The organism is Flavobacterium sp. 2, assembly GCF_049949195.1.
Classification (GTDB): domain Bacteria; phylum Bacteroidota; class Bacteroidia; order Flavobacteriales; family Flavobacteriaceae; genus Flavobacterium.
Genome location: NZ_CP188206.1, coordinates 1,453,530 through 1,477,474 on the forward strand (window position 1 = coordinate 1,453,530; position 23,945 = coordinate 1,477,474).

Consider the following 23,945-nt stretch of genomic DNA (forward strand, 5'->3'; position numbering starts at 1 on the left):
AAAATTAGCAATTAAATGAACCTAAAAAATCATCCCTTTTTCAAAAAATATAAATATGTTAAAATTATATTATTAGTTCATTTCATATTTTCGCTTATTATTTGTGTTTCAATGCTTGTGCATGGAATTAAAGACAATGATATTTTAGGAACTTTTGAAAAAGCTTTTGATAATCATAAAGCTTTTAACAATCCTGAAAAATACCTCAAAAAAGAGTTGTTTGTTGTCGATACCGTTTTTATTGACATAGAAACATCTTCTAGTCAGGGAAAATCTACTTCTAGAGATATTACAGTAATTAGAGGCAATCTATTGCATTCTGCAAAGAAAAAAGAATTACGATTTACAGGAATGAATCTTAACTTCTTTCATGACACTTACATTGTAAACAAAAATATAAAACCCATTAAAGTGTGGCGAAACACAATTAATGATGAAGTTTTTTTAGGAAACGAAAGAGAATTTGAAAGAGCAAAAACTAATGCTGTTTCGCATATATACTTTTATTTTTCTATCATTCCGCTTTTTATTATTCTGCTAATTTTAAAAAAGAAAACATAAAAATAATCTACTAAACCAAGAGTAACTTATAAAAACACGCCCCAAATGAAATATTTAAGCTTAACCATTTTGATTTTTTTAATTTCTTGTGCAAAGAAAAATGAATCCGAAAATTTAAATACAGGAGTTGAAACTTTAAAAGCTGAAACTCCATTAAAATTAACAGACAAATCTGTAAAATTTTTATGGAGAGAAGATGAATATGACAAGGAACTACAGGACACAGTCAATACAATTTTTATAAATCAGGAATATTCCAAAAACATTTCTGAACCCGAAAAAGCGGCTCTTGGATTTGTTGCCAGCTTTATTGGAAGTGAGTGTGATTGGGATGGAGCACCAAATGTAAAATATGATAATTTAAGTTGTAAAATTAATACAGCGCTTAATCTCGGTCATCAATGTTCAGATGAGCATTTAGGTTTTTTAAGAAAGTGGTTTAAAAATGACAAAAAAACGTTAGAACGTTTAAAAGATTGCTCTGCAGTTCCCTATACAGCAAGTGTTCAGTCAACATTTGATTACATAGATGTTACAACTAAAGGCGACACTATTAAAATATCCTTTGCAGCAAATGGCGTAAATATGCGCACTGAACAATCTTGGAGTTATAAAGAAGAAGATACATTTGTTTTCAAGAAAGATAATTTAGTTTTTGTAAAATCTAAAGAATCAGAAAATGAAAAAAACTCATTTGAAATGGATGATGAACCACAAGAAGAAAAATAAAAGATGCAAAACCCGATCACGCAGATATATCTCTACAGTTCGTTAGCGCGGATTTGCAATCCGTGCCCGCTACAGTAAGACGCAACACAAATCACCAAAACAAAAGCTAAAAAAACCATGTAGCTTTTGTTTTATATTTACAAAGAGAACAAACCAATCTTTGCGGGCACGGATTGCAAATCCGCGCTAACGTACGTGTAAAAAAGAACTTTAACTTTCAATGAAAATACATTCAAAATTTCGAACTTTATTTTTAATTCGAATTAACTTCGTTTACGTTATAGTTGATTTCATTTGTCTCTCCTATTTTTTCGGTAGTTTTCGTACTGAAAATTACAAAGAAACTTTCGGATCTCTTTTATTTTTAGCGTTAAGCTTATTTTTTCACATTAATCTTATACGTTCGGTTTATGAAATTACTGTCACACAAAAAGGTATAAAAAGAAAAACTTTAGCTTCAAATAAAGAAGATTTTATTCCTTATACTTCCATTTTAAAAGTCGAAACAGTGCGTATTCAAGGATCTTATACTAAAGCAGGACAAATAACAACAGGTTATTTTGAAAGCACCGTATTTCTTAAAGATGGTACAGAATTACTTATAAGTCCTGATCATTTTGAAAATTATCGGGAAATTATTGTAGCCATCAGAAGTAAAGTAATGAATTAACTTCTCACCCATGCACGTATTTTTTTACCACAAAAACAAAACATACAGTAAATCAACATCTTAAAAATTAATTTATATATTTGATCATCACCAAAATCATTAATAATTTTTTCTAACAAAACCACTAATGAAAGAACTTATTAAAATTGGCCGTATCTTTTTTGGCATCGGCGTTATTGCTTTAGGGATTCATCAACTTATAATTAAAGATTTTCGTTCAGAAATTTTAGCTCCATTTCCTGCCTGGGCGCATCAGAATAGCATCTTCCCTATTCTTGTTGGAATCGTTTTGATAGTTGCCGGAATTATCATTTCAGGAGTATTTAAAATCAAATTTATTGACACCAAAAAAGTATGTCTTTATTTGGGTTTTGGTTTTCTTGTTTCGGTTATCGCTTCTCATTTACCGTATATGATAATGCTTAGCGCAACTAAAACTCCAGATTTTCAAGTTTGGATCAATCTTCTCGAAGCCTTAACTTATAGCGGTGGAGCGTTTGTAATGGCTGGCTCATTTACAGAAAACATTTCTGCCGGAAATAAAAAGAATTTTACCTCATTATTAGAAAAACTTATTCCGTGTGGGCGTGTTTTTTATTCCATTTTGATGATCGTATTTGGATTGAGTCATTTCTTTTTTGCCGGGTTTATCGCTACACTCGTACCAAAATGGTTGCCAGCGCCAATGTTTTGGACTTATTTTTTTGGTGCTGCACTAGTCATTGCTGGAATAGCCATTATTTTCAAAATACTAATAAAACCAATTGGGCTTCTTTTAGCCTTTATGCTTTTACTGTTTTTTCTGTTCTTTCATATTCCTGACGCCATTGCAAACCCATCAGCCGGCGGCGGAAACGAAATTGTTCGTGCACTTATATGCTTGCTTTTCTGTGGTATTGCATTAGTAATCGCATTGACAAACGATCGCAAAAGACAGCTTTAGTTGAAAATAATACAAGTTCCTTATGAAGAAAGAGAAAAACTGGCTCAAAATAATTGTTGAGAATTTACTTGATTTTATTTTAAACTGGAAATAATATTGCATATAGTCCAATAGTGCGGATTTGTAATCCTTGCCCGAAAAAGTAATCCACAATAAAAATCATCAAATACAAAAGCTACAAAATATCATGTAGCTTTTTTTATATTTACAGAAAAACAAAAAAGCTTTTCTATTTATGGAAAATAAATATATTCGTTTTGAAAAACTAAGTAAATGGAACATTATAACTGTTTTTTCTTACCTGTTAATTTCTTTTTTCTTATTTCCATATTGCCTAAACAGCAAATTTGAACGTAAAGACATATTGTTTATGTACGGATTGGGAACTCAACTTTTTATTTATTTTTTTCAATATCGAGCGCTCCGCAACTTCAATTATTTTTTAATTTGGATTGTGATTGGAATAATACATTTTTTTATTTTCATCGGCATTAAAGATGATCCACAATTTGCATTGGCACATGGAAATGCTACTCTTGGATTAAGAAATACCATAATTTCTTTAGCATTGTTTCAATTTTTAAGATTTATGAGTCTAATAATTCAAGACAAAGAATTTGTTGTGCCATCAAAAGGCAGTAGTTATGATCTGTTTTTTGAACGAAAGCTTACGATAATTGACGTAATTTGCTTTATTATTTTTATGGGTGTAACAATCTTTTTAATACTATAATACTATAATGTTATAATCATAAAACGCAATTATATAGCGTCCATCGGAACTTAAAATAATTTTGCTAAATCCAAAATAGAATTCAATTTAGTCCAAACCATTGGCGATATTTAGAGATAACATATAAACAAATCAAGATTATGACACTAATTGCAATTTTCTTTCCATTTGCTTCTTTCTTTTTGAGAGGAAGAATATTAACTTCTATTATTTGTCTGATCTTGCAAATCACTTTAATTGGCTGGATTCCTGCGGCGATTTGGGCTGTTATTTCTTTGCAAAATTCAAGAGCTGATAAACGCAATGAAAAATTAATTAAAGCGATGAAATCCAGATCTTAAAACAAATAGATAATAAACGATACTTTTTTTGAAACTTATTATAAAAAGCAAATAATATGGATTGGACCGATAATAAGACATTATTAGAATATTCAAAACGCACACCATGCAAGGAGATATTTCAGGCTGTATGTGATGAACTTGGCAAATATTACCAGCCAAAAGGCTTTAAATATTCTCGGTCTCAAAAAAAATTAACGCTCGAAAAAGACGATATAAAACTGGAGATTGCATTTTGGTCAACTAAAAGCAATACTCCTGGCAAATCGGTTTCATTTGAAATTTTACCCAGTTTTTACTCTAAAGAATTGGCTAAAACGAGTAACATAAACGGAATTCTATTTGGACATACGGGTCTTTTTTACCATAAATATACTGACAACCCAAAACAAATACTGGTAAAGCAAATATTTGGAGATGAATTGGAACGCATTGATGAATACAGTAATGAATCAAATATAATAGAAAACCACTACTGCAACGTTTACGGAATTGACAAGGAAAAGTTTGACGCTATCGTAAAATTTATTGATGACAAAATTGTTCCTTGGGTTTCTAAACTTGCAACCAACGAAGGAATTTTGGAATTAATAACAAATGCCTGTCCCACAAGAATTGGGTCGTTAAACGGTAAAGGCACGAATTCTGACTTTGTAAAGTACGTTCAACTCAATTTTCCAGATATTGATATCGAAAAAAAACTTGGTTTATAATAAACTCCTCAACAAAGGAAGAAGTTCCTTCTAAAAACAAAAAGTCAGTCCCGAAAACTTTCGGGACTGCGTAACATCAAATAGGTCTTTTTTAATTTGGTAAATAAAGATTCTCTTTAGTAATTTTCAAAGCATTTTCAGGAGTCGTATACCAAGCTACAAATTGATCCATTTTGTCTTTGTTAGCCGTGTGCCATTCGCTAAATTCATCCTGTGCGCCCATCTGAAAAAGATACTCGTTGTACGTATCAAGCAAACCAGCATCGAATAAAGTTTTTTGATATTCTAAAACCACATTTGGATATTGTTTGAAATCATCTTTAAAGTAGTTTTTAATAAATGCCGTTCTGATTTCTGAAAGTGATTTTAATGTAATTTCTTTCTGTCCGAGTACACTCAACGAAAGATTTTTTCCGTAAATAGCACAAAACGGAAGTTTCAAATTTTTAACATCGCCGCTTCCATCAATTAAAATGTCGCATAAATCAATTTTAATTTCGTTGTCTTTAAATTGAATACTGTTTTTATAAGTGTTGTAGAGTAATTCGCTTATTTTTTGAGTTCGTTTGGTCGTTCTTTCCAGATTCACAAAAATTTCGCCATACATTAAACCTGCAAGTTTGTTACGTGAGTTTAAATATAATAAAGTCGCTCTGTAATAGTTTGAAGGATACATTGGATCCACTTCCATTCCTTTTTGGTAACTCAAAATAGCTTCCACATAGTTATCTTGCGATTCATAAACAACGCCTTTTTCAAGATACAATCTTCCGGCATTTGGAAATTTTACTAATCCTTCCTCATAAGTTGCAATGGCTTTTTTGGGATTTTTTACATAATCGTAATTGTTTCCTAGCAACTGATAAAAATCGGCTTCTATTCCAGCATAATTTTTGATTTTTTCCAGCTGATCGATTGCTTTTTGATATTCTTCTTTATGTGTATATGCTAATGCCATTTCATACGGATACGCATAATCGGTAGGGTCTGTTTTTTCGCATTCTTTTAAGATTGCAATACTTTCATCGTATCTTCCTTCGTCTATTAATTTGGCTGCTTTATAAATGTCCTGACATTTAAATTCTCTTTTTTGAGCTTGGATTGTTACAATAAAACATAGTGCAGTAAATAGAATGAGCTTGTTTTTCATAAGATTAGGTTGTTTTTGGTTAAATCAAATATAAGCATCCTGTGTTTCCTATTTTTACGGAAAAGCATAATTGTATCAATATTTGATTTCAAGTTTGACACAATACAAATTATCAAAACAAAAGCTATAAATAATCCTACAGCTTTTTTATATTTACATAGAGAACACCTTTCGATAATTCCAAAAAGCAGTAAAATTCAAATTAAATGAAAAACTTCCTTCTATATTCCGCAACATTATTTCTATTCAGCTTTAGCAACAATCTAATGGCGCAGACACAACTTGAAATGAATGAGACAGCTATTAATAATTTTAAAAAAGCAGATGATAAACTCAATCAGGTTTATAAAAATCTAGTGAAAAAATTAGATGAAAAAGAAAAAAGTTTATTGATTACAGCCCAGAAAAACTGGATCAAATTTAGAGACTCAAAATGTGATTTTGAAAAACAGCAATATGATGGTGGAAGTATTCAGCCTTTAATTTATTACACATGTCTTGCCGAATCTACGGAAGATCGAATTAAAGATTTAAAAAGAAACTTAGACGATCGCAACAGATAATAAAATCATTTTTATCATGAAAAACAGCTAAAATCTAATCTCAGAAACTACACAACCCAACCTAACCAATGAACCCAAACAAACTCGTACCATTTCTTGCTTTTTTACTCTTTTTCACCTCTTGCAAGGGACATGAAAAACAAGATGACATTGTAAAAAACAATCCTGAAGATACAATAAAGCGTTTCATTATTGGTGATCATATGCTTGTTCCAAAATTGAAGGAAGTAAGAACTTATGAAATGGTTGGCGGCGAAACTTGGGATGGTCATAGGTATAGTAAAGACCCAAAAATCGATTACGAAAAAACTACTTTATTGATACTTGGAAACAGTATTTTATTTAAAGAATATTTTTCTTTTCCGTTTAATTTAGATAAACTAAAACTGATTTCCAGCAACGAATTCATAACTATCTGCAGAGACGACAATTATATTTATTACATTTCTGATCGTATAAAACCAACACAAATTCATATTGCAGACTACAAACCAATAAATGATTTTGTCTATAAATCAAAAGATGGGGCTCTTTTTTTTCTGGATGCAGAAAAATACAAACTTAATCCTGTAAAAATAAATGTCGATGAAAATTCGATTAAACATCTGGCCGGAAATTATTATTCGGACAAGAATGGTTTGTATTTTTTTGGTGTACATTATAAAAAAAACGTACAAAGTAATCAAAGAGATTATATCGACAAATCAGAAAAGATAATTGATGCAAAAAACGTTGTGCCTTTCATTTCAAAATACTATTTAACTTTTGGCAATCAGGTTTTTGCAATAGATGACGATGAAATAAAAAAGCTGGATATTAATCCTAAAAAACTAATTGAAATTTATTTCTGGGATAGGCAATCCTTAATTACGGACGGAAAAAATGTATATAGCAATTCAAATTACGGTTATGACGACCGCCGAAACGAAAAAGGTACTTATGGTTTTTTATTCCCTTCTCTATTTTCTGGAAGTAATCTGCAAAAAATATATCCACAATCGTTGCCTTTTGCGAACGAAAACAATTCGATTGTTTTTAATAAGGGACGCTCTTTTAATTCGATAGAATTAGCTGTGGTAATTAATAACGAGAATTATATTTTGTCAAAACAAAAGAAGATAAAAACAGGCAAAATGTTATTTTATCATCCTGAAACCAAGACTAATGGAGATTTTGATGAAAAATATCTAAAAATCTTTAAGAATCAATTTCTTCAATACAAAAATGTACTGTATTTTGATGATCGTCCTGTAGAAGCTTCAAAATTGGATTTGAAAAATTTAAGACAAATTGAAAACTCCAACTACCTTACAGATGGAAAATCAATATTTTATACTTATGGTATTACAGGAATGGGGTTAATTGAAAAAAATGGTACAGAATATGCCGTTCTTGATGAACGAATTATAGAAAACGTCTATACAAATGAAATGAAAGCTATAAATCCTGATTTGCTTTCTGATGGAATTACTCTTATAAGCAGAAATCAAAAAGCAACAATAAAAGAGCTAAAACTAAATGTAAAAATTGCCGAATAAGCTTTAAAAAAAATCTAAAAGTGTAATCATGGAAAACTTCGACTGGACATCCTTTACAAAGAAAATAGCAATTAAAGCTAAAATCAGCGACATTTATAACGCTTGGACAATAGCTAATGAATTAGAAAAATGGTTTCTCGAAAAAGTTTCTTTTTTTGATGCGAATCAGGAAGCTATCAGCAAAGACAAAAATGTTTCAGAAGGCAGTGCTTATGAATGGCTTTGGCATTTATATAAAGATGGAATGAATGGAAAAATTACGTCTGCTAATGGAGAAGATTATTTGCAATTTACATTTGAAGGAAATTGTCTTGTTGATATAAAATTGAGCGAAACTAATGGTTATACAATCGTCGAGCTTCGTCAGCACAATATTCCGACAGATGATAATTCGAAAAAATTCATTAGACTGGGCTGTTCCAACGGTTGGCATTTTTATCTGACCAATCTTAAATCGGTTTATGAAGGTGGATTGGATTTGCGAAATAAAGATGAAAATTTGGATCCGATGATTAATAATTAAAATGGAATATACTTTTTACAATACTGAAAAAGAGATTTTATATAAAATAATTTATGTTTCAAAATCACGCCACAACACATTCCATATTTTTTTCTTCCATGATCTTCATGTCGATTATTTTTTGAGCAACAGTTCCTCTTTCAAATAAACGAATGAACTTAAAAACGGCGCTAGCAAAATACCCAGGATTTGAAACCAATCGGGCAATTTCTGTTATTCTTTTGTCTCTTAATTGTGTGCAAGCTTCTTTTTCATTTTCTGGAACTGCTACAAATTCGGTGGCAAATTTCCATGCCCCATTTCTAGCGGTTTCCATGCTAAAATCAATAAAGAAATTATCTACTTTGCCCGTAAATTTTAATATCCACGTAAGTGTTGGCCAAATTTTGATCAGGCATTTTTCGACACTGCCAACCAAATTGCTGAGAATGAAGTTTATCTTATCAAAATCAGTTTTTAAATCTTCGATGTCTTCAACTGTACTGACTTCTGCCGAAGCAATTCCTAAATCGAGGTTAATATGAGCGTTGATTCCGAGCAATAAATGCTGCAAAACTATAGGCCAAAATTTTTCGGCTTGTTCAAAAGCAAATGCCCAGCATTCAGATGGTTTTTCTTTGGCTTGATACTGATAATACGCTTTCAAATACCGATTAGCGAAAATAACATCCAATTTTTCCATTCGCTCGCCATTTTGAAATGAACCAGCCAAAATACCTTCTTTTATTCTTACTGTAACTTCGCGATATAGAATAGCAAATAAACCTAAATTGCTTTGATCTATTTTTGATTTTTCTATTATTTCATCTAATAAAAAAATTACTTCATCTATAGTATTGGCTTGTTTCATACTCATTCAGAATTGGTTGCGGTTAAATTGAGAAGAACGAATTTAATTATTTTTATCGTCTGATGAAGTTTTTTTGAAGTAATTATCTTATTATTATTCGTTATTTTAGAAAAACAAATCCCAAAAGAAATCTCTTTTGGGATTGTTACTAAACTTAAAACGAAACGATACTAAATCTACTCTTCTACTTTCAAAATCTCCAATTTAAGATTTCCTTTTTTGGCTGGCCATTCAATAATATCACCTTCTTTGTAGCCAACCATCGCAATACCTTCATCAGAAAGTACAGAAATTTTATTTTTGCTAACTTTTGCTTTTTCTGGACCAACTAAAAGGATTGTTTTTTCTACGTTATTGATATGATCTTTGTAGGTAACTTTTCGATCTATTGAAACAATATCTTCTGGCAGGTTTTTTCTTAATATCTGAGTGGCATGTTTTAATTCGCCCAATAACAATTCTTCTTCTCTTGGTGTTACCTTTTTTCTTCGTACGTGATCTTTAATTAAATCGTATGTTCCTGTAGTTAAAATAATATTTTGTGACATAATTTTCTTGTTTGCTTCATTTTTTCAAATAATGATACACAACTCTTCACTGAATATTTTGCAGCCCAATCTAATTCAGTGATATCTCATCCCGAATGAAAATTGAAGGTTAATAAATGAGCAATATAAATGGAAGGATCCCTGTCTAGAGTTTTGACAGGGCGAAAGGAATAAACTCTTTTGAGCTTTTTAAAAAAGTATCATCATGCAAATACAATAATGTGCACATCAAGCACATTAGACAGCTATTTACTAAATAAAAATTTGCAGTGACCATTATTTTAAATTCTAATCTTTCTGCAATATACGCTTTTTTTCTTACAAAAAAGAGACTGCTAAGTAACAATCTCTAAAAGACTAACTCCACTCAGCTTTTTGCAAAATATTTTATTCTTCATCTTCAGAGTTAGAAACTTTTTCTTACTTTTGAAAATATACAAACCACATTTTCAACATTATACAATGTTGTATTTTCAAGAATAGCTTATAATTCCAAAACCTCAAAAAAAGCAAAATATGATTAAAAAATCCATTTTATCTGTTTTAGTTGTTTTACTATTGGTTTTAAATTCCTGCAAACAGGAGCCAAAAGAAACACCTGCCCCATTAATTGACGTAAAAACTTTCTTCAAAAATGGAGAAAAAAGCTCTTTCCGAATTTCGCCAGACGGAAATTATTTCAGCTATCGTGCCGATTACAAAGGAAAAACCAACATTTTTGTTCAAAAAGTAAACGACACTAAAGCTGTTCGTGTAACAAACGATACTTTACGAAGCATTTTCAATTATTTCTGGAAAGGTGACCGAATTGTTTATGCGCAGGACGTAGGCGGAGATGAAAATTTTCAGCTTTTTTCAGTAAAAGCAGATGGAACTGACTTAAAAGCTTTAACGCCTTTTCCAGGCATCAGAAGCGATATTACAGATGCTTTGATTGACATTCCGGGAAAAGAAAAAGAATTGATTGTACAAATTAATAAAAGGGTAAAAGAATACTTTGATCCTTATATTTTAAATGTCGAAACCGGAACTTTGACATTGCTTTACAATAATAAAGAAAACTTTGACGGCTGGGTTACAGATAATAATGGTGTGATTCGTCTGGCTTCAAAAACAGATGGTGTAAACATTACGTGGAATTACAGAAACTCTGAAAAAGAACCTTTTACACCTTTGATTACAACAACTTTCAAAGATATTTTTACGCCAGCATCTTTTGATAAAGACAATAAAAATATTTATGCGCTGAGCAATATCGGAAAAGATAAAGTAGCTTTGGTTGAGTACGATCCTGTTGCCAAAAAAAATGTAAAAGAACTTTTTGCCGACAGCAAATATGATTTAGACGCTATTAACTACGATAGAAAAAAACAAGCTTTGACTTCTGTTGACTGGGAAGCCGAAAAACAGGAAAAACATTTCTTTGATAAAGATTGGGAAGCAATCCAAAACAATCTGAAAAAACAAATTGAAGGATACGAAACTGAAATTGTAAGCTACGATGATGCGAGAACAAAAGCTATAGTTTGGGCAGGTAATGACCGAACTCCAGGGAAATTTTATTTGTATGATTTCAAAACTTCAAATGTAAAAGAAGTTGCTGATCCTTATCCTTGGATTAAGGAAAATCAAATGAGTCACATCAAACCTGTTACGTATAAATCAAGAGATGGTTTAGAAATTCACGGTTACTTGACGCTTCCATTGGGAATTGAGCCAAAAAATCTGCCGGTGATCATTAATCCGCATGGCGGACCTTGGGCTAGAGACGGCTGGTATTTCAATCCGGAGGTTCAGTTTTTGGCGAACCGTGGTTATGCAGTTTTGCAGATGAATTACAGAGGAAGCACAGGTTACGGAAAGAAATTTTGGGAAGCCAGTTTCAAACAATGGGGAAAAACAATGCAAGACGACATTACTGATGGTGTTGAATGGCTAAAAAAAGAAGGCATTGCCGATGAAAACCGAATTGCAATTTACGGCGGAAGCTACGGCGGTTATGCAACGCTTGCTGGAATCACTTACACTCCAGATTTATACGCCGCAGCCGTTGATTATGTAGGTGTGAGTAACTTATTTACATTTATGAATACAATTCCGCCATATTGGAAACCATACTTACAACAAATTCATGAAATGGTAGGTGATCCTAAAAAAGACAGTTTATTGCTTGCATCTGCATCGCCAGCTTTGCATGCTGACAAAATAAAAACACCATTATTCATTGCACAAGGCGCAAACGATCCAAGAGTAAACAAAGCCGAAAGCGATCAGATGGTAGAAGCACTAAAAAAACGAGGTGTTGTTGTAGAATATATGGTCAAAAATGATGAAGGACACGGCTTCAGAAACCAAAATAACCGTTTTGATTTTTATGGCGCTATGGAAAAATTCCTAGACAAACATTTAAAGCAAAAGAAATAAAGTATACTTAGTTTTGAAAAGTATAAAAAGCTGCAGAGAAATATTTTTCTGTGGCTTTTTACTTTTTAAAGGAAAAAAAACAATCTTTGTGTATCAAGCATATTAGAAATCTTCTTTTTAATTTCTCCTACTTTTTTATGAAGCAAAAACTATTACTATTCCTCTCAATTCTAATTTATGGTTGCAATAACGCTGACATAAATGATACAAACAAAAGAAATGAAAACTGGGTTTATTGGGTAGATTCAAAAACTGGTGAAGCATCTTGGATTCCGGTTAAAGACCAAACTACAGTGAAAGATGGAAAATACATTTCATTTTATTCTAAAGGCACAATTTATGAAAAAGGAAAATTAAAAAACGGTAAAAATATCGATACAATTTATTGGTATGATCAAAATGAAAAACTCATACATTTTGCGTCAGTAGAGTCTGACAAATTTATTCAACATTATGTAAATGACGGACCTTACATCTCTTATTTTCAAGACGGAAAAGTTTTTGAAAAAGGCATCGTAAAAAATCACAAACTTAAAGATCAATGGACTAGATATTACAACAATGGTAATACTGAATGGATAAGCGATCTTAAAGAAGGTACAGGTTTAAAAACATGGTATTTTGAAGATGGACAATTATCTCAATCTACTGATTACGTTAAGGGAAAGATCGACGGTAAAAATGAAAGCTGGCATAAAAACGGACAGAGAAAGGAAATATCAAACTGGTCTAATGGTAATCAAAACGGGCTTTTTGAATATTTCTATGAAAATGGCAAACCCGAAGAAAGAACAAATTGGGTTAATGGTAAAACTGAAGGCAAAAGTGAATCTTGGTATGAAGATGGAAAACAAAAAAATATCAAGTTTTTCAAATCTGATCTTATGGATGGAAATCTTAAACAATGGTATACTAATGGTCAAATGCAATTAGAAGCTAATTTTTCTTTAGGCAAGAAAAATGGAAAAGCAATTAAATACTACAAAAATGGGAACCTTCAAGCCGAAGGATTTTATAAAAATGATCTCGAAGATGGTACTTTCAAATGGTATGATGAAAATGGCAGACTTGTAAAAAAAGTAGATTATACTAAAAAAATTGATTGAGAAATGATTAGTAACTAATTATAGATAATTCTAAAAAACATAAACCTTTCAATAGCCAAATAAAAAACCTTTGTCCCTTTGTTCCTTAGAACCTTTGCCTCTTTCCAAAAAAATTCCCTAATTTCGCTCTCCAACAAGAAATGAAAAAATGAAGGTCTGTATTGCTGAGAAACCGAGTGTAGCACGTGAAATTGCATCCGTTTTGGGTGCCAATACCAAGCACGACGGATATTACGAAGGCAATGGTTATGCCGTGACTTACACTTTTGGGCATTTATGTACCTTGAAGGAACCCAACGATTACAAACCGCACTGGAAAAGCTGGGATTTGAACAATCTGCCAATGCTTCCTGAAAAATTCGAAACCAAAGTCGTTCAGAATTCAGGAATCCAAAAACAGTTTAAAATCATTAAAAGTCTTTTTGACAAAGCCGAAGTGGTTATAAACTGCGGGGATGCCGGACAGGAAGGAGAATTAATTCAGCGCTGGGTGATGAATGAAGCGCATTATAAAGGCGAAGTACAGCGCCTATGGATTTCGTCCTTAACAACCGAAGCAATAAAAGAAGGTTTTGAAAACTTAAAACCTTCAACAAATTACGATAATTTATTTTATGCCGGATTTTCCCGCGCCATTGGTGACTGGCTTTTAGGCATGAATGCAACGCGTTTGTATACCGTAAAACATGGCGGTTACAAACAAGTTTTATCTATCGGACGTGTGCAGACGCCAACATTGGCGATGGTTGTAGATCGTTTTAGAGAAATCGAAAACTTCAAACCACAACCGTATTGGGAATTACAAACTTTGTACCGAGAAACGCTTTTTAGTTATGAAGAAGGACGTTTTTTAAACAAAGAAGACGGAGAAATTCTGGCCGAAAAGGTAAAAGAAAGTGATTTCGAAATTGTTTCAGTTGATAAAAAAAACGGAAACGAATATGCGCCAAAGCTTTTTGATTTAACGGGATTACAGGTGTATTGCAATCAAAAATTTGGGTTTTCGGCAGAAGAAACGCTGAAAATTGCACAGACTTTATACGAGCAAAAAGTAATCACGTATCCCAGAGTTGATACGACTTTTTTACCTGGAGATATTTATCCGAAAGTACCGGGAATTCTGCAAAAATTAACTAATTATGCCGAATTGACCCAGCCCATTTTAGAGAAAAAAATCAAAAAATCGCCAAAGGTTTTCAACGATAAAAAAGTAACCGATCACCATGCAATTATTCCAACCGGAATTCAAAATAATCTGCCGTACAATCAACAGCAGGTTTATGATATAATTACAAAACGTTTTATTGCCGTTTTTTATGATGATTGTTTAGTTGCCAATACCACAGTAATAGGAAAAGCAGCCGAAGTAATGTTTAAGGCGACAGGAAAAGAAATTCTGAAAAAAGGTTTCCGCGTGGTTTTTGAAGATCCAAACGCAAAAGAAAAAGAACCGGATTTATTGCCGAGTTTTGTTGTGGGCGAAAAAGGTCCACATGAACCTTCGTTTTTGCAAAAAGAAACCAAACCACCAAATCAATTTACGGAAGCAACTTTACTGCGTGCCATGGAAACCGCTGGAAAACAGGTTGACGACGAAGATTTACGTGAATTGATGAAAGAAAACGGAATCGGGCGTCCGTCAACGCGTGCGAATATTATTGAAACACTTTTCAAACGTCAATATATTGTTCGAAATAAAAAACAGGTTTTACCCACTTTAACCGGAATTCAATTGATTGATACGATTCAGAATGAATTGGTCAAATCGGCTGAACTTACTGGGACTTGGGAAAAACAATTGAAAGATATTGAAAAAGGTACTTTTACCGCCGCCGCGTTTATCCGAAACATGAAACGTATGGTTGAAGCTTTGGTTTATGAAGTCCGAAGCGAAACCAAACACGCCAATATTTCTCATGCAGCAACAATCCAAAAACCTGTTGTAAAAACAGAAAAAGAAAAAAAGAAATCTTCCGGAATAGCAGCAGAAACTTGTCCGAAATGCCAGAAAGGAAACCTGATTAAAGGAAAATCAGCTTTTGGATGCAGTGAATATAAATCAGGCTGTGATTTTGTATTGCCATTTGTTTTTCATGACAAAAAAATTACGGAAAGCCAGTATTTACGATTGGTTCAAAAAGGCTCAACCGCAAACATAAAAGGTTTTAAAACCGATTCTGGAACTGTTGAAGGTTTAATCCGATTTGAGGAAAATTACAAATTGAAATTAGAACCGAAGAAAACCGAGAAAAAAGCCGAATCAAAAGAAAGTTCTGATGCTTTGACTTGTCCTAAATGTAAAAAAGGAACCATTCTTAAAGGCAAAACGGCTTATGGTTGTGGCGAATATAAATCGGGCTGTGATTTTAAAGTTACTTTTGATGAAGTCCGAACTAAATTAAAAGATCAAAAACCAACTAAAGAATTGGTTTATTCGATTTTACAAGAAAGCGTTTAAATTTTTACCGCTAACTACACTAATATTTTTATATTTTTTCACTCAGATTTAAAAAGATTTAAGAAGAAACTCACAGATTTTTGTGTGTGACAAAATCATTTTTATGCTTAAATCTGTGGCAAAACACGTCTCAACTTCAAAAAAAATTAATTTGTTAAAATTTGTATAATTAGTGACAAACTTTTTTTCATACATTAGTATTATCAAAATCAAATAAATATGTTTCAAAAAATTACTCTTATTGCCTTAATCATCGCTTTTGTTTCTTGTCAAAAAAAGGAAACGGTCGAAAAAGACAAAATCAAAAAAGCAGATTGGCTAATTGGAAACTGGGAAAATTCTTCTCCAGATGGTGTTCTATCTGAAAACTGGCAAAAACTTAACGACAGTACTTTCAGTGCTTCTTCTTATTTTATAAAAGGAAAAGACACGCTGCATTTTGAAACTATTATTTTGGCTCAATTGGGCGAAACATTAACGTACAAAGCAACTGTAAAAGGACAAAATGAAGATAAACCTGTTTTTTTTCCTTCGACTTCCGAAACAGATCAAAAATTAGTTTTCGAAAATCCGAAACACGATTATCCCCAAAAAATTACATATACAAAAGGCCCCAACAATACTTTGACAGCTGAGATTTCCGGGAATTTAAATGGAAAACCGAGTTCTGAGAAGTTTGTGATGACGAAGAAATAACATTTTATCTTAAGCTAAAATATGAGAATTAAAATCCTACTATTTATCAGTTTTTTTGCCGCATTGACAAGTTCACAAGCACAAAGCATTATTGCTAAAATAAATTTTCAGAATAAAAATCTAATATTTGGGAGCTTAGATAACAATTTATATTCCTTGAATAGTGATACAAAAACTACGAATTGGATTTTTAATTCGGAAAACCCAATATATAGTTCCGCAGAAATAAAAGAAAATAAGATTTTTATTGGCGATAGCAATGCAATGGTATATTGTATTGGATCAGACGGTAAACAAATCTGGAAAATAAATCTTGGAACTTACAATGCAATCGCAAATAAGCCAACTATTATAGATAACAATCTGTATGTTGCATCTGCATCAAGTTTGTTTGTCCTTGATCCTCGAGATGGTTCAACACTAGGAAAATTCTATGCTGATGCGGCAATTAGTTCTCCAATTTCATATAAAGATAATTCGATTTTCATTGCTGATTCGAAAGGAAAAATATATAAATTGAGTTTAGAAGGTGCGTTGATTGAATCTTATCAAGGTGCTTCTGCTGCTATTTTTAGTAAATTAATAATAGACCAAAACAATCTTTTTTTTGGAAGTAATGATATGAATTTTTATAAATTCAATCTGGATGAAAAGAAAATAGTTGCAAAAATCCCAACAAATGAATGGATTTCGTCAACTTCTGTAATAGATGGAAATTTGGTTTTCTTTGGTAACGACGGAGGTTTCTTCTATTGTCTTGACAAAACCAACATGACTACAAAATGGAAGTTTAAAGCCGCAGCAAGCATTCGTACTGAATCGCTTATAGTTGGCAATAAAATTTTCTTCGGAAGCGATGACAAAAATCTTTACGTTTTAGATAAAACTACAGGAAAATTAATCAAGAAATTTTTAGCAAAAGAAAAAATAAAATCAAGTCCGGTACTCATCGAAAATTCAATCTATTTTGCTGATGAATCTGGTGAAGTCTATAAAATAAGTACTGATTTGGCAACAATCAAAACGGTTTTTAAAATAGCTGGCGAAATTTCAAATCCAGCGCCAAAAGTGATTGAAACTGCTAAGAAATAATTTTTTCAATTATTATAATCAAATGAAAAAAAGCCTTCTTGCTTTTCTAATTTTATTTATACTATTGGGTTGCAACTATAAATCTGAAAAAATTATTGATGATGTTTTTGATAATTTTTCGTTTAACGAAACACTCTCAAACAGTACCCAAATAATTATAAAAGTCTATGATTCAACCGTTACATACAAAAAATCGAGTGGGATAGAATCTTTTAATCCTAATAAAAGAATTTAAAACTAAAAATGTACAAGAAATAAAGAGCTCTCAAAACATTTTCAAGAATGGCGAAAAAACAGGTTATTGCTGTTGTCCAACAAGCTCTTATTCCGTTCATTTTTTAGATAAAAAAGAAGAACTTGGTTTATTCTATGTTGACACTTTGGAATTTAAAGATAAGATAAGATAAGATAAGAGTCTTCGAAGCTAGTTTTCAATTTTCTTATATCGTTGATAAGCACAAGTGGAACAATTATCTTATTGAATTAGAAAAATAATTTCTACTCTAGTAAATACCAACAAAATGAGCGAAATAGAAATAAAAGAAAAAATCCTAGAAATCTTTAAAGAGGAACGTCAAAAGCCAGATGCAGATTTTAATGAATCTCATTTTCTAGACTTCCTTACCTTTCCGCCACATCGAAAAGATAATATAAAAAACTCTTTTAGAGGAGTAAAAAAATATTACCGCTTTATGTACCGACTTGAACTTGAGTTTGAAATTTGCTTTTCACTATCTGATCTTGACAGAGGTTATAGTGTGGACAAAATAACCGAAAAAGTAATTGAAAGAATTGGAAAAAGACGTGGAAATATAATGATTATAAAGCAACGTATAGAGCAAAAAGAAACGTATTATATAGAACTCTTTTTAATATTTTTACTGGCGATAATTTATCTTAAATGGGGAATAAATCTAATTTCAATTCTTCTAACTCTTACTTTTGGATTTGGTATTTATTGGATTTTAAACAGTAAACTCCACCGTCGAAAACATGATAAAAGGCTAAAATTAAAAATTCTGAAAGAAGAGACATAAACTTAAAACCAAAATTAAAAGAACCAAAGGTTCGAAACATTTTGTAGAGCTGTCCCGAAGCTTTGGAGTCAATCCGGTTAACACAAAGATGATCCACAAAGTTTGTCAAAAAAACTCAGTACCTCAGCACCTCAGTACCTTAGAATCTTAGCAACTTTTTTACTCATTCTCCCCAATTTTATTCACCATAAAAATCATTAGAATACCTAAAAGCGCCATTACTAGAAACGCCCATTTCATACTCAGATATTCTGAAATAAAACCAACCATTGGCGGAACTAATAAAAATCCGAGATAACCAATTGTAGAAATCGAAGTCAAAGCAGAACCACTGCTCAAGTTTGATGATCTTCCGGCAATACTAAATACCAAAGGAACTACACAAGAAACCCCAAATCCAATCAACATATAACCAAAAATTGTTGGATAAACGTATGGCAGAATAAAACAAAGTCCAAAACCTACTGTAATTAAAATTCCGCTGTAAAGCAGGATTTTTTTAGTTCCAAATTTCATTACGCCATAATCACCAAAAATACGTCCTAAAGTTACAGCTGTGGCAAAAAACACAAACGCGGCGCTGGTTAATTTTGGAGATGCTTTTAGTATATTTTCGAAATAAATTCCGCTCCAATCGTACATAGTGTTTTCGCAGGCCATAGAAACAAAACAAATCAAAGCAAATTTGACTAAGTTTTTTTCAGGCATTGAAAAGAATTTCTTTTTAACCGGAACTGGTTCATTATGAATACTCATTGGATAAAAACAAGCCGTAAGCGCCATCATAAAAACACTTACACCCAACAAATGATGTGCAGGCGAAATATGTTGCGTTACCATTACATAACCCAATCCGGCGCCAGTAAAAATAGCAATACTCCAAACGGCATGAAAACGTGTTATAATCGATTTTGGATATAATTTTTGCACTTCAAGCGATTGTGCATTAATCGACAAATTGAAAATATTTCGGGATGCCCCAAAAATCAAAAGCACAAGAACCAACTGCCATACAAAAGCCACTAAACCAGGCAATGCTAGCACAATATTAAACATAATTGCACCTAAAAGCATGATGTAACGGCTGCTGTATTTGTTCAATAATTTTCCTGTAAACGGCATTGTAAGCATCAACCCAATCGGGAAGGCAAATAAAACGGCACCAAACTGAGCCTCAGATAAATGCAATTGTGCTTGTATATGCGGAATTCGGGAAACCCACGAAGAATATCCAATTCCGGAGAGAAAGAAAAAAACCGTGTTAGCTATTCGATATCCTTTAGGTGTATTTTGATACTTTTTTAAGAAAGGTAAAATCATGAAGTCAATTTTCTGATTGCAAAATTAAGGCTTTTAAAAACGAACTTCTACCCTTTTCTGAGGTTTTTAAATAAAAATTGAAATACAATCTTTTCAAAAAAAAAAACAAATCAGCAATTATATAACAAAAAGTATCTGAAATCAAGCAAAATAATATTTGTTAAGGAAATATTAATTTTTACATTTACACTGTTTTTATTTATTCTAAATAAAATTAATTACAAACCAATTAAAAAATCATGAATAACCTTAAGCTGAAAACATCACGTTTTCTATTCTCAATCAGTTTTATATTTTCGTTTGCAACCGTATTTGCCCAACAAAATCACGGAAAAATTAAAGGAACTATTACAACTTCAGACGGCGACGCGGCTGCCGGCGTAAATATCATTTTAAAAAATTCTAAATACGGTACCACAACTAATGACGACGGTACTTTTGAGTTTAACCGAGTAAAAGCAGGTAATTATACGCTTCAAATCTCTTTGACAGGTTATGAAACTTCAGAAAGTCAAGTTGTAGTTACCGAAAACGAAACCAACAATTTAAACCTACAACTGAAAGTTTCTAATAAAGAACTTCAGGAAGTCGTGGTAAGCAGCAAAAAAAGCATCGTTTCTAAAAAAACAGATTACGTTGCCAGAATGCCGCTAAAAAATCTCGAGAATCCGCAAGTTTACAGCGTTATCCATAAAGAGCTTTTGCAAGAACAAGTTGCTGTAGATATTAGAAGTGCTGTACAGAATTCGCCAGGTGTTGTTTCTATCAGCTATCCTTCGGGAGGAGTTGGTGTGATTTTTAGAGGATTTTCTACTGGAGTAAATGCCAGAAACGGAATGGAAACTGCTTCGGGCCGTTCTTCTGTAGATCTTGGAAATGTGGAGCGAATTGAAATCATGAAAGGTCCGTCTGGAACTTTATTTGGTTCATCGGTTTCTTCATTTGGAGGTGTTGTCAATTTGGTTACCAAAAAACCTTTTGAAACAACTGCTGCCGAAATATCGTATACAGCGGGAAGCTACAATTTGAACCGACTTACGGCTGATGTAAATACGCCATTAAATAAGGACAAAACAGTTTTGTTCAGAATTAATATGGCTGTTAACAGAGAAAAAAGCTTCTTAAATTATGGCTTTAATAATACATTGCTTTTTGCTCCAAGCCTTATTTATAAAGCGTCTGAAAAATTGACTTTTAATTTTGATGCCGAACTTTATAATGTAAACAACACAAGACGTACTTATAATACGTATGCTACAACATCTGGAATTACAAATCCAACTGATTTGAAAATAGATTATAGAACATCTATGTTTCACGATGATAATGATGCAAAATCGAGCGCAACAAAAGTTTTTGCTCAGGCAGAATATGAAATTTCAGAGAACTGGAAATCGACTACCGTTTTCTCATTTGTTGGTGAAGATGTAGAGCGTAGTTATCAAAGTTATGCGGTTTGGAGTTCTCCAACTCAGGTTGCAAGACGTGTTGGTCTTTGGGGACCAATTTATAATAACTACACTAACATTCAGGAAAACATCAATGGAAAATTTAATACAGGAAGTATTAAACACAAATTCTTGACAGGTGTAAATTACAGACTTTACAGTTCTAATTTTTCTGGAGGAACTACTTTCACGCTTGATAATATTGATGTTACAACCAACTTCGCTCCTATCAGAAGAAAAGCTGTTGATGCAGGACTTGTGCTGACTGCTTCTCCGGTTGCCGATCAAAAAACGTTTAGTGTTTATACTTGTGATGTCGTTAATTTCACAGACAGGCTTTCTGCAATGTTAAGTTTACGTTTGGATAATTTTGAACGCGCAAAAGTAGGAACTACTGAAGGATTTAGCCAAACAGCTTTGTCTCCAAAATTAGGATTAGTATATGAATTGGTAAAAGATCAGGTTTCTGTTTTTGGAAATTACATGAACGGCTTCCAAAATGTACAGCCAGTTACGCAGCCAAATGCGACACAGTTAGTTTTAGATCCAATTTATGCCGTACAATATGAAGGAGGGATTAAAGCAGAAGCTTTCCATAAAAAACTGACTGGATCGGTAAGTTATTACAATATTACAATCGACAATGCTACAAGAGTTGATGCAACGGGATATACTATTCAGGATGGTAAACAAGTGAGTAAAGGATTTGATTTTGAATTAATTGCAAACCCAATTAACGGATTTAACATTGTAGCTGGATATGGCTATAATGACAATAGAATCGTTAAAGCATCTGTTGCCGCTATTGAAGGAAACAAAGCAACCGGATCTCCTGAAAATGTAGTAAACTTTTGGACTTCTTATACTTTCCAAAACAAATTAAAAGGTTTAGGAATTGGCGCCGGCGCAAACTATGTTGACAAAAACTATTTTACAGCCGAAAATACTTTCTATATGCCGTCATATACTACCTACAATGCATCAGTTTACTATGATCATTCTACATGGAGAGTTGGTTTGAAATTTAACAATATCAGCAATGAAAAATATTGGGATTTCTGGGGTACATCACAGGCGCCAACCAATATACTGGCTAATTTAATTCTTAAATTCTAAAACAAGATTTTCAAAAAAAAAAACACCTCTATACGACCGTTATGAGGTGTTTTTTTAATAACAGTAGCAGCATTATTTAAACTGCTATAGCATTACTAAACATGACATTTAAAAATTTTATAAAAAAAGTGCATTTATGGCTGGGATTATCCTCTGGTCTAATTGTGATTATACTGGGAATTACTGGCTGTTTGTATGTTTTTGAAGAAGAATTGCGTCCAATAGTTCATGACTATTATTACGTCGATCAGGTAAAAAATAAAAAACTTCCTGTTAGCCAATTGATTCAGATTGCAACAGAAGCAAACAAAATTAATCCCAAACAAACGCTTTCTGGATGCAGAATACTAAATGATGACAAACGAACGGCTATTATCTGGTTTTTTGAAGAATTAGATAAAGATGCCATTTGGTATTGGAACCGTTATCAAAATACATACGTTTATATAGACCCTTATACGGGAAGCGTAAAAAAACTTGAAAATTACAATTCTGAGTTTTTTGTTTTTGTGCGAATGTTGCATCAGACACTTTGTTTAAGAAGCGAAATAGGCGATCCAATAGTAGGAACTGCGACGATTATATTTATCATTCCATTGATTACAGGTTTGATTCTTTGGTGGCCAAAAAATAAACAGGCGGCCAAACAGCGCTTTTGGTTTCGCTGGAAAAATACCACGCAATGGAAACGAAAAAATTACGATTTGCACAATATTCTTGGCTATTATATGATGTTTTTTGCCTTAATAATTGCACTTACCGGATTAGTCTGGGCTTTTGAATGTTACGACAAAGGTCTTCAATGGCTATTTAATGGCGGAAAAACATTTGAAAAGGAAAAAATAGTATCAGATACTACTCAATATACTCAAAATACAGCAACAGATAAAATATATGCGGCAACCCTTAAGGCTAATCCTAATGCAAAAAGCTATTATTTATTCATTCCAAAAGCAGAAGATTCATTGGCCACTTTTCAAACATTTACACGATATAAAAACCGTTTTGACGATGTTTCCATGCAATTTGATCGATACACTGGAAGAAATCTTAAGACTGTTACTTACAATGACAAAAATAACGGCGAAAAATTACGATTCATCAATTATGATTTGCATGTAGGCAGTATTTTGGGTTTTCCTGGAAAAGTACTTGCTTTTTTTGCCAGTCTTGTATCGGCAAGTTTGCCTATAACGGGATTTTTAATTTGGTGGGGACGAAATAATAAAAAGAAAAAATCGGTTGCGAAATTCTAATTTATTTTTAGATGCCTTGTTTATAAAATGAGCCCTTTTTTTCTTCTTTAATTCTTAAAAAGAAAACTTTAATAATTATTATTAATATTTATTCTAAATAAGAATTGTCAAACTAATTTTAAACTTTATA

The 23,945-nt window shown here is 32.3% G+C and carries 22 protein-coding genes; 18 read left to right on the forward strand and 4 right to left on the reverse strand.

Annotation, left to right across the window (positions count from 1 at the left end):
* Nucleotides 1-15: 15 nt before the first annotated feature.
* The 7 genes from ACNFIH_RS06180 (at nt 16) to ACNFIH_RS06210 (ending at nt 4,690) form a co-directional block, all read left to right on the forward strand.
* Nucleotides 16-561 (forward strand): hypothetical protein, encoded by a 546-nt coding sequence (locus ACNFIH_RS06180; RefSeq protein WP_426485923.1) that lies wholly within the window; start codon nt 16-18, stop codon nt 559-561.
* Between the two features lie 45 nt (nt 562-606).
* On the forward strand, nt 607-1,290 hold the full coding sequence (locus tag ACNFIH_RS06185; protein WP_426485924.1) for a hypothetical protein: 684 nt from the start codon (nt 607-609) through the stop codon (nt 1,288-1,290).
* A gap of 220 nt (nt 1,291-1,510) precedes the next feature.
* Complete coding sequence (locus ACNFIH_RS06190) at nt 1,511-1,960, forward strand: hypothetical protein (RefSeq protein ID WP_426485925.1); 450 nt, start codon at nt 1,511-1,513, stop codon at nt 1,958-1,960.
* A 127-nt stretch (nt 1,961-2,087) separates the two neighbouring features.
* Nucleotides 2,088-2,903 carry a DoxX family membrane protein gene (locus ACNFIH_RS06195; RefSeq protein ID WP_426485926.1) on the forward strand — a complete coding sequence of 272 codons (816 nt, stop codon included), beginning with the start codon at nt 2,088-2,090 and terminating at the stop codon, nt 2,901-2,903.
* 235 nt (nt 2,904-3,138) lie between these two features.
* Nucleotides 3,139-3,636, forward strand: a complete 498-nt coding sequence (locus tag ACNFIH_RS06200; RefSeq protein ID WP_426485927.1) for a hypothetical protein — start codon at nt 3,139-3,141, stop codon at nt 3,634-3,636.
* A 140-nt stretch (nt 3,637-3,776) separates the two neighbouring features.
* Nucleotides 3,777-3,977, forward strand: a complete 201-nt coding sequence (locus tag ACNFIH_RS06205; RefSeq protein ID WP_035649009.1) for a YqaE/Pmp3 family membrane protein — start codon at nt 3,777-3,779, stop codon at nt 3,975-3,977.
* A 56-nt stretch (nt 3,978-4,033) separates the two neighbouring features.
* On the forward strand, nt 4,034-4,690 hold the full coding sequence (locus ACNFIH_RS06210) for a hypothetical protein (RefSeq protein ID WP_426485928.1): 657 nt from the start codon (nt 4,034-4,036) through the stop codon (nt 4,688-4,690).
* 91 nt (nt 4,691-4,781) lie between these two features.
* Here ACNFIH_RS06210 and ACNFIH_RS06215 read toward each other — a convergent pair whose 3' ends face one another.
* Nucleotides 4,782-5,840: a tetratricopeptide repeat protein gene (locus ACNFIH_RS06215; RefSeq protein WP_426485929.1), complete on the reverse strand. Its 1,059-nt coding sequence runs from the start codon at nt 5,838-5,840 to the stop codon at nt 4,782-4,784.
* A 206-nt stretch (nt 5,841-6,046) separates the two neighbouring features.
* On the opposite strand from ACNFIH_RS06215, the gene ACNFIH_RS06220 reads away from it, so the two are divergent.
* From ACNFIH_RS06220 to ACNFIH_RS06230, 3 genes are all read left to right on the forward strand, one after another.
* Nucleotides 6,047-6,403 carry a lysozyme inhibitor LprI family protein gene (locus tag ACNFIH_RS06220; RefSeq protein ID WP_426485930.1) on the forward strand — a complete coding sequence of 119 codons (357 nt, stop codon included), beginning with the start codon at nt 6,047-6,049 and terminating at the stop codon, nt 6,401-6,403.
* A 68-nt stretch (nt 6,404-6,471) separates the two neighbouring features.
* Nucleotides 6,472-7,941, forward strand: coding sequence for a hypothetical protein (locus ACNFIH_RS06225; protein ID WP_426485931.1), 1,470 nt, complete (start codon nt 6,472-6,474; stop codon nt 7,939-7,941).
* A gap of 28 nt (nt 7,942-7,969) precedes the next feature.
* Complete coding sequence (locus ACNFIH_RS06230) at nt 7,970-8,464, forward strand: SRPBCC family protein (protein ID WP_426485932.1); 495 nt, start codon at nt 7,970-7,972, stop codon at nt 8,462-8,464.
* Nucleotides 8,465-8,528: 64 nt separating this feature from the next.
* Here ACNFIH_RS06230 and ACNFIH_RS06235 read toward each other — a convergent pair whose 3' ends face one another.
* Together ACNFIH_RS06235 and ACNFIH_RS06240 are read right to left on the reverse strand one after the other, a co-directional pair.
* Nucleotides 8,529-9,314 (reverse strand): DUF5995 family protein, encoded by a 786-nt coding sequence (locus ACNFIH_RS06235; RefSeq protein WP_426485933.1) that lies wholly within the window; start codon nt 9,312-9,314, stop codon nt 8,529-8,531.
* A 176-nt stretch (nt 9,315-9,490) separates the two neighbouring features.
* The gene (locus ACNFIH_RS06240; RefSeq protein ID WP_426485934.1) at nt 9,491-9,862 is read right to left on the reverse strand and encodes a GreA/GreB family elongation factor; all 372 of its coding nucleotides are present in this window, start codon (nt 9,860-9,862) and stop codon (nt 9,491-9,493) included.
* A 516-nt stretch (nt 9,863-10,378) separates the two neighbouring features.
* On the opposite strand from ACNFIH_RS06240, the gene ACNFIH_RS06245 reads away from it, so the two are divergent.
* The 6 genes from ACNFIH_RS06245 (at nt 10,379) to ACNFIH_RS06270 (ending at nt 18,675) form a co-directional block, all read left to right on the forward strand.
* On the forward strand, nt 10,379-12,286 hold the full coding sequence (locus ACNFIH_RS06245; protein ID WP_426485935.1) for a S9 family peptidase: 1,908 nt from the start codon (nt 10,379-10,381) through the stop codon (nt 12,284-12,286).
* Between the two features lie 137 nt (nt 12,287-12,423).
* Nucleotides 12,424-13,392, forward strand: a complete 969-nt coding sequence (locus ACNFIH_RS06250; RefSeq protein ID WP_426485936.1) for a toxin-antitoxin system YwqK family antitoxin — start codon at nt 12,424-12,426, stop codon at nt 13,390-13,392.
* Between the two features lie 148 nt (nt 13,393-13,540).
* Entirely contained in the window at nt 13,541-15,850 is a 2,310-nt protein-coding gene (locus tag ACNFIH_RS06255) for a DNA topoisomerase 3 (RefSeq protein ID WP_426485937.1), read from the forward strand.
* Between the two features lie 219 nt (nt 15,851-16,069).
* Nucleotides 16,070-16,546 carry a DUF6265 family protein gene (locus tag ACNFIH_RS06260; RefSeq protein WP_426485938.1) on the forward strand — a complete coding sequence of 159 codons (477 nt, stop codon included), beginning with the start codon at nt 16,070-16,072 and terminating at the stop codon, nt 16,544-16,546.
* A 21-nt stretch (nt 16,547-16,567) separates the two neighbouring features.
* On the forward strand, nt 16,568-17,638 hold the full coding sequence (locus ACNFIH_RS06265) for a PQQ-binding-like beta-propeller repeat protein (RefSeq protein WP_426485939.1): 1,071 nt from the start codon (nt 16,568-16,570) through the stop codon (nt 17,636-17,638).
* Between the two features lie 521 nt (nt 17,639-18,159).
* The gene (locus ACNFIH_RS06270) at nt 18,160-18,675 is read left to right on the forward strand and encodes a hypothetical protein (protein ID WP_426485940.1); all 516 of its coding nucleotides are present in this window, start codon (nt 18,160-18,162) and stop codon (nt 18,673-18,675) included.
* A 159-nt stretch (nt 18,676-18,834) separates the two neighbouring features.
* Here the strand turns inward: ACNFIH_RS06270 and ACNFIH_RS06275 are convergent, their stop codons facing one another.
* Nucleotides 18,835-19,995: an MFS transporter gene (locus ACNFIH_RS06275; protein WP_426485941.1), complete on the reverse strand. Its 1,161-nt coding sequence runs from the start codon at nt 19,993-19,995 to the stop codon at nt 18,835-18,837.
* 239 nt (nt 19,996-20,234) lie between these two features.
* Here ACNFIH_RS06275 and ACNFIH_RS06280 point away from each other — a divergent pair, with 239 nt between their 5' ends.
* Nucleotides 20,235-22,559 carry a TonB-dependent siderophore receptor gene (locus tag ACNFIH_RS06280; protein ID WP_426485942.1) on the forward strand — a complete coding sequence of 775 codons (2,325 nt, stop codon included), beginning with the start codon at nt 20,235-20,237 and terminating at the stop codon, nt 22,557-22,559.
* A 101-nt stretch (nt 22,560-22,660) separates the two neighbouring features.
* The gene (locus ACNFIH_RS06285; protein WP_426485943.1) at nt 22,661-23,815 is read left to right on the forward strand and encodes a PepSY-associated TM helix domain-containing protein; all 1,155 of its coding nucleotides are present in this window, start codon (nt 22,661-22,663) and stop codon (nt 23,813-23,815) included.
* Nucleotides 23,816-23,945 lie beyond the last annotated feature (130 nt).

Excerpts from the sequence above, each read along its gene's own strand:
- ACNFIH_RS06180 (WP_426485923.1), top strand. The coding sequence starts at position 16 with ATGAACCTAAAAAATCATCCCTTTTTCAAAAAATATAAATATGTTAAA.
- ACNFIH_RS06185 (WP_426485924.1), top strand. The coding sequence starts at position 607 with ATGAAATATTTAAGCTTAACCATTTTGATTTTTTTAATTTCTTGTGCA.
- ACNFIH_RS06190 (WP_426485925.1), top strand. The coding sequence starts at position 1,511 with ATGAAAATACATTCAAAATTTCGAACTTTATTTTTAATTCGAATTAAC.
- ACNFIH_RS06195 (WP_426485926.1), top strand. The coding sequence starts at position 2,088 with ATGAAAGAACTTATTAAAATTGGCCGTATCTTTTTTGGCATCGGCGTT.
- ACNFIH_RS06200 (WP_426485927.1), top strand. The coding sequence starts at position 3,139 with ATGGAAAATAAATATATTCGTTTTGAAAAACTAAGTAAATGGAACATT.
- ACNFIH_RS06205 (WP_035649009.1), top strand. The coding sequence starts at position 3,777 with ATGACACTAATTGCAATTTTCTTTCCATTTGCTTCTTTCTTTTTGAGA.
- ACNFIH_RS06210 (WP_426485928.1), top strand. The coding sequence starts at position 4,034 with ATGGATTGGACCGATAATAAGACATTATTAGAATATTCAAAACGCACA.
- ACNFIH_RS06215 (WP_426485929.1), bottom strand. The coding sequence starts at position 5,840 with ATGAAAAACAAGCTCATTCTATTTACTGCACTATGTTTTATTGTAACA.
- ACNFIH_RS06220 (WP_426485930.1), top strand. The coding sequence starts at position 6,047 with ATGAAAAACTTCCTTCTATATTCCGCAACATTATTTCTATTCAGCTTT.
- ACNFIH_RS06225 (WP_426485931.1), top strand. The coding sequence starts at position 6,472 with ATGAACCCAAACAAACTCGTACCATTTCTTGCTTTTTTACTCTTTTTC.
- ACNFIH_RS06230 (WP_426485932.1), top strand. The coding sequence starts at position 7,970 with ATGGAAAACTTCGACTGGACATCCTTTACAAAGAAAATAGCAATTAAA.
- ACNFIH_RS06235 (WP_426485933.1), bottom strand. The coding sequence starts at position 9,314 with ATGAAACAAGCCAATACTATAGATGAAGTAATTTTTTTATTAGATGAA.
- ACNFIH_RS06240 (WP_426485934.1), bottom strand. The coding sequence starts at position 9,862 with ATGTCACAAAATATTATTTTAACTACAGGAACATACGATTTAATTAAA.
- ACNFIH_RS06245 (WP_426485935.1), top strand. The coding sequence starts at position 10,379 with ATGATTAAAAAATCCATTTTATCTGTTTTAGTTGTTTTACTATTGGTT.
- ACNFIH_RS06250 (WP_426485936.1), top strand. The coding sequence starts at position 12,424 with ATGAAGCAAAAACTATTACTATTCCTCTCAATTCTAATTTATGGTTGC.
- ACNFIH_RS06255 (WP_426485937.1), top strand. The coding sequence starts at position 13,541 with ATGAAGGTCTGTATTGCTGAGAAACCGAGTGTAGCACGTGAAATTGCA.
- ACNFIH_RS06260 (WP_426485938.1), top strand. The coding sequence starts at position 16,070 with ATGTTTCAAAAAATTACTCTTATTGCCTTAATCATCGCTTTTGTTTCT.
- ACNFIH_RS06265 (WP_426485939.1), top strand. The coding sequence starts at position 16,568 with ATGAGAATTAAAATCCTACTATTTATCAGTTTTTTTGCCGCATTGACA.
- ACNFIH_RS06270 (WP_426485940.1), top strand. The coding sequence starts at position 18,160 with ATGAGCGAAATAGAAATAAAAGAAAAAATCCTAGAAATCTTTAAAGAG.
- ACNFIH_RS06275 (WP_426485941.1), bottom strand. The coding sequence starts at position 19,995 with ATGATTTTACCTTTCTTAAAAAAGTATCAAAATACACCTAAAGGATAT.
- ACNFIH_RS06280 (WP_426485942.1), top strand. The coding sequence starts at position 20,235 with ATGAATAACCTTAAGCTGAAAACATCACGTTTTCTATTCTCAATCAGT.
- ACNFIH_RS06285 (WP_426485943.1), top strand. The coding sequence starts at position 22,661 with ATGACATTTAAAAATTTTATAAAAAAAGTGCATTTATGGCTGGGATTA.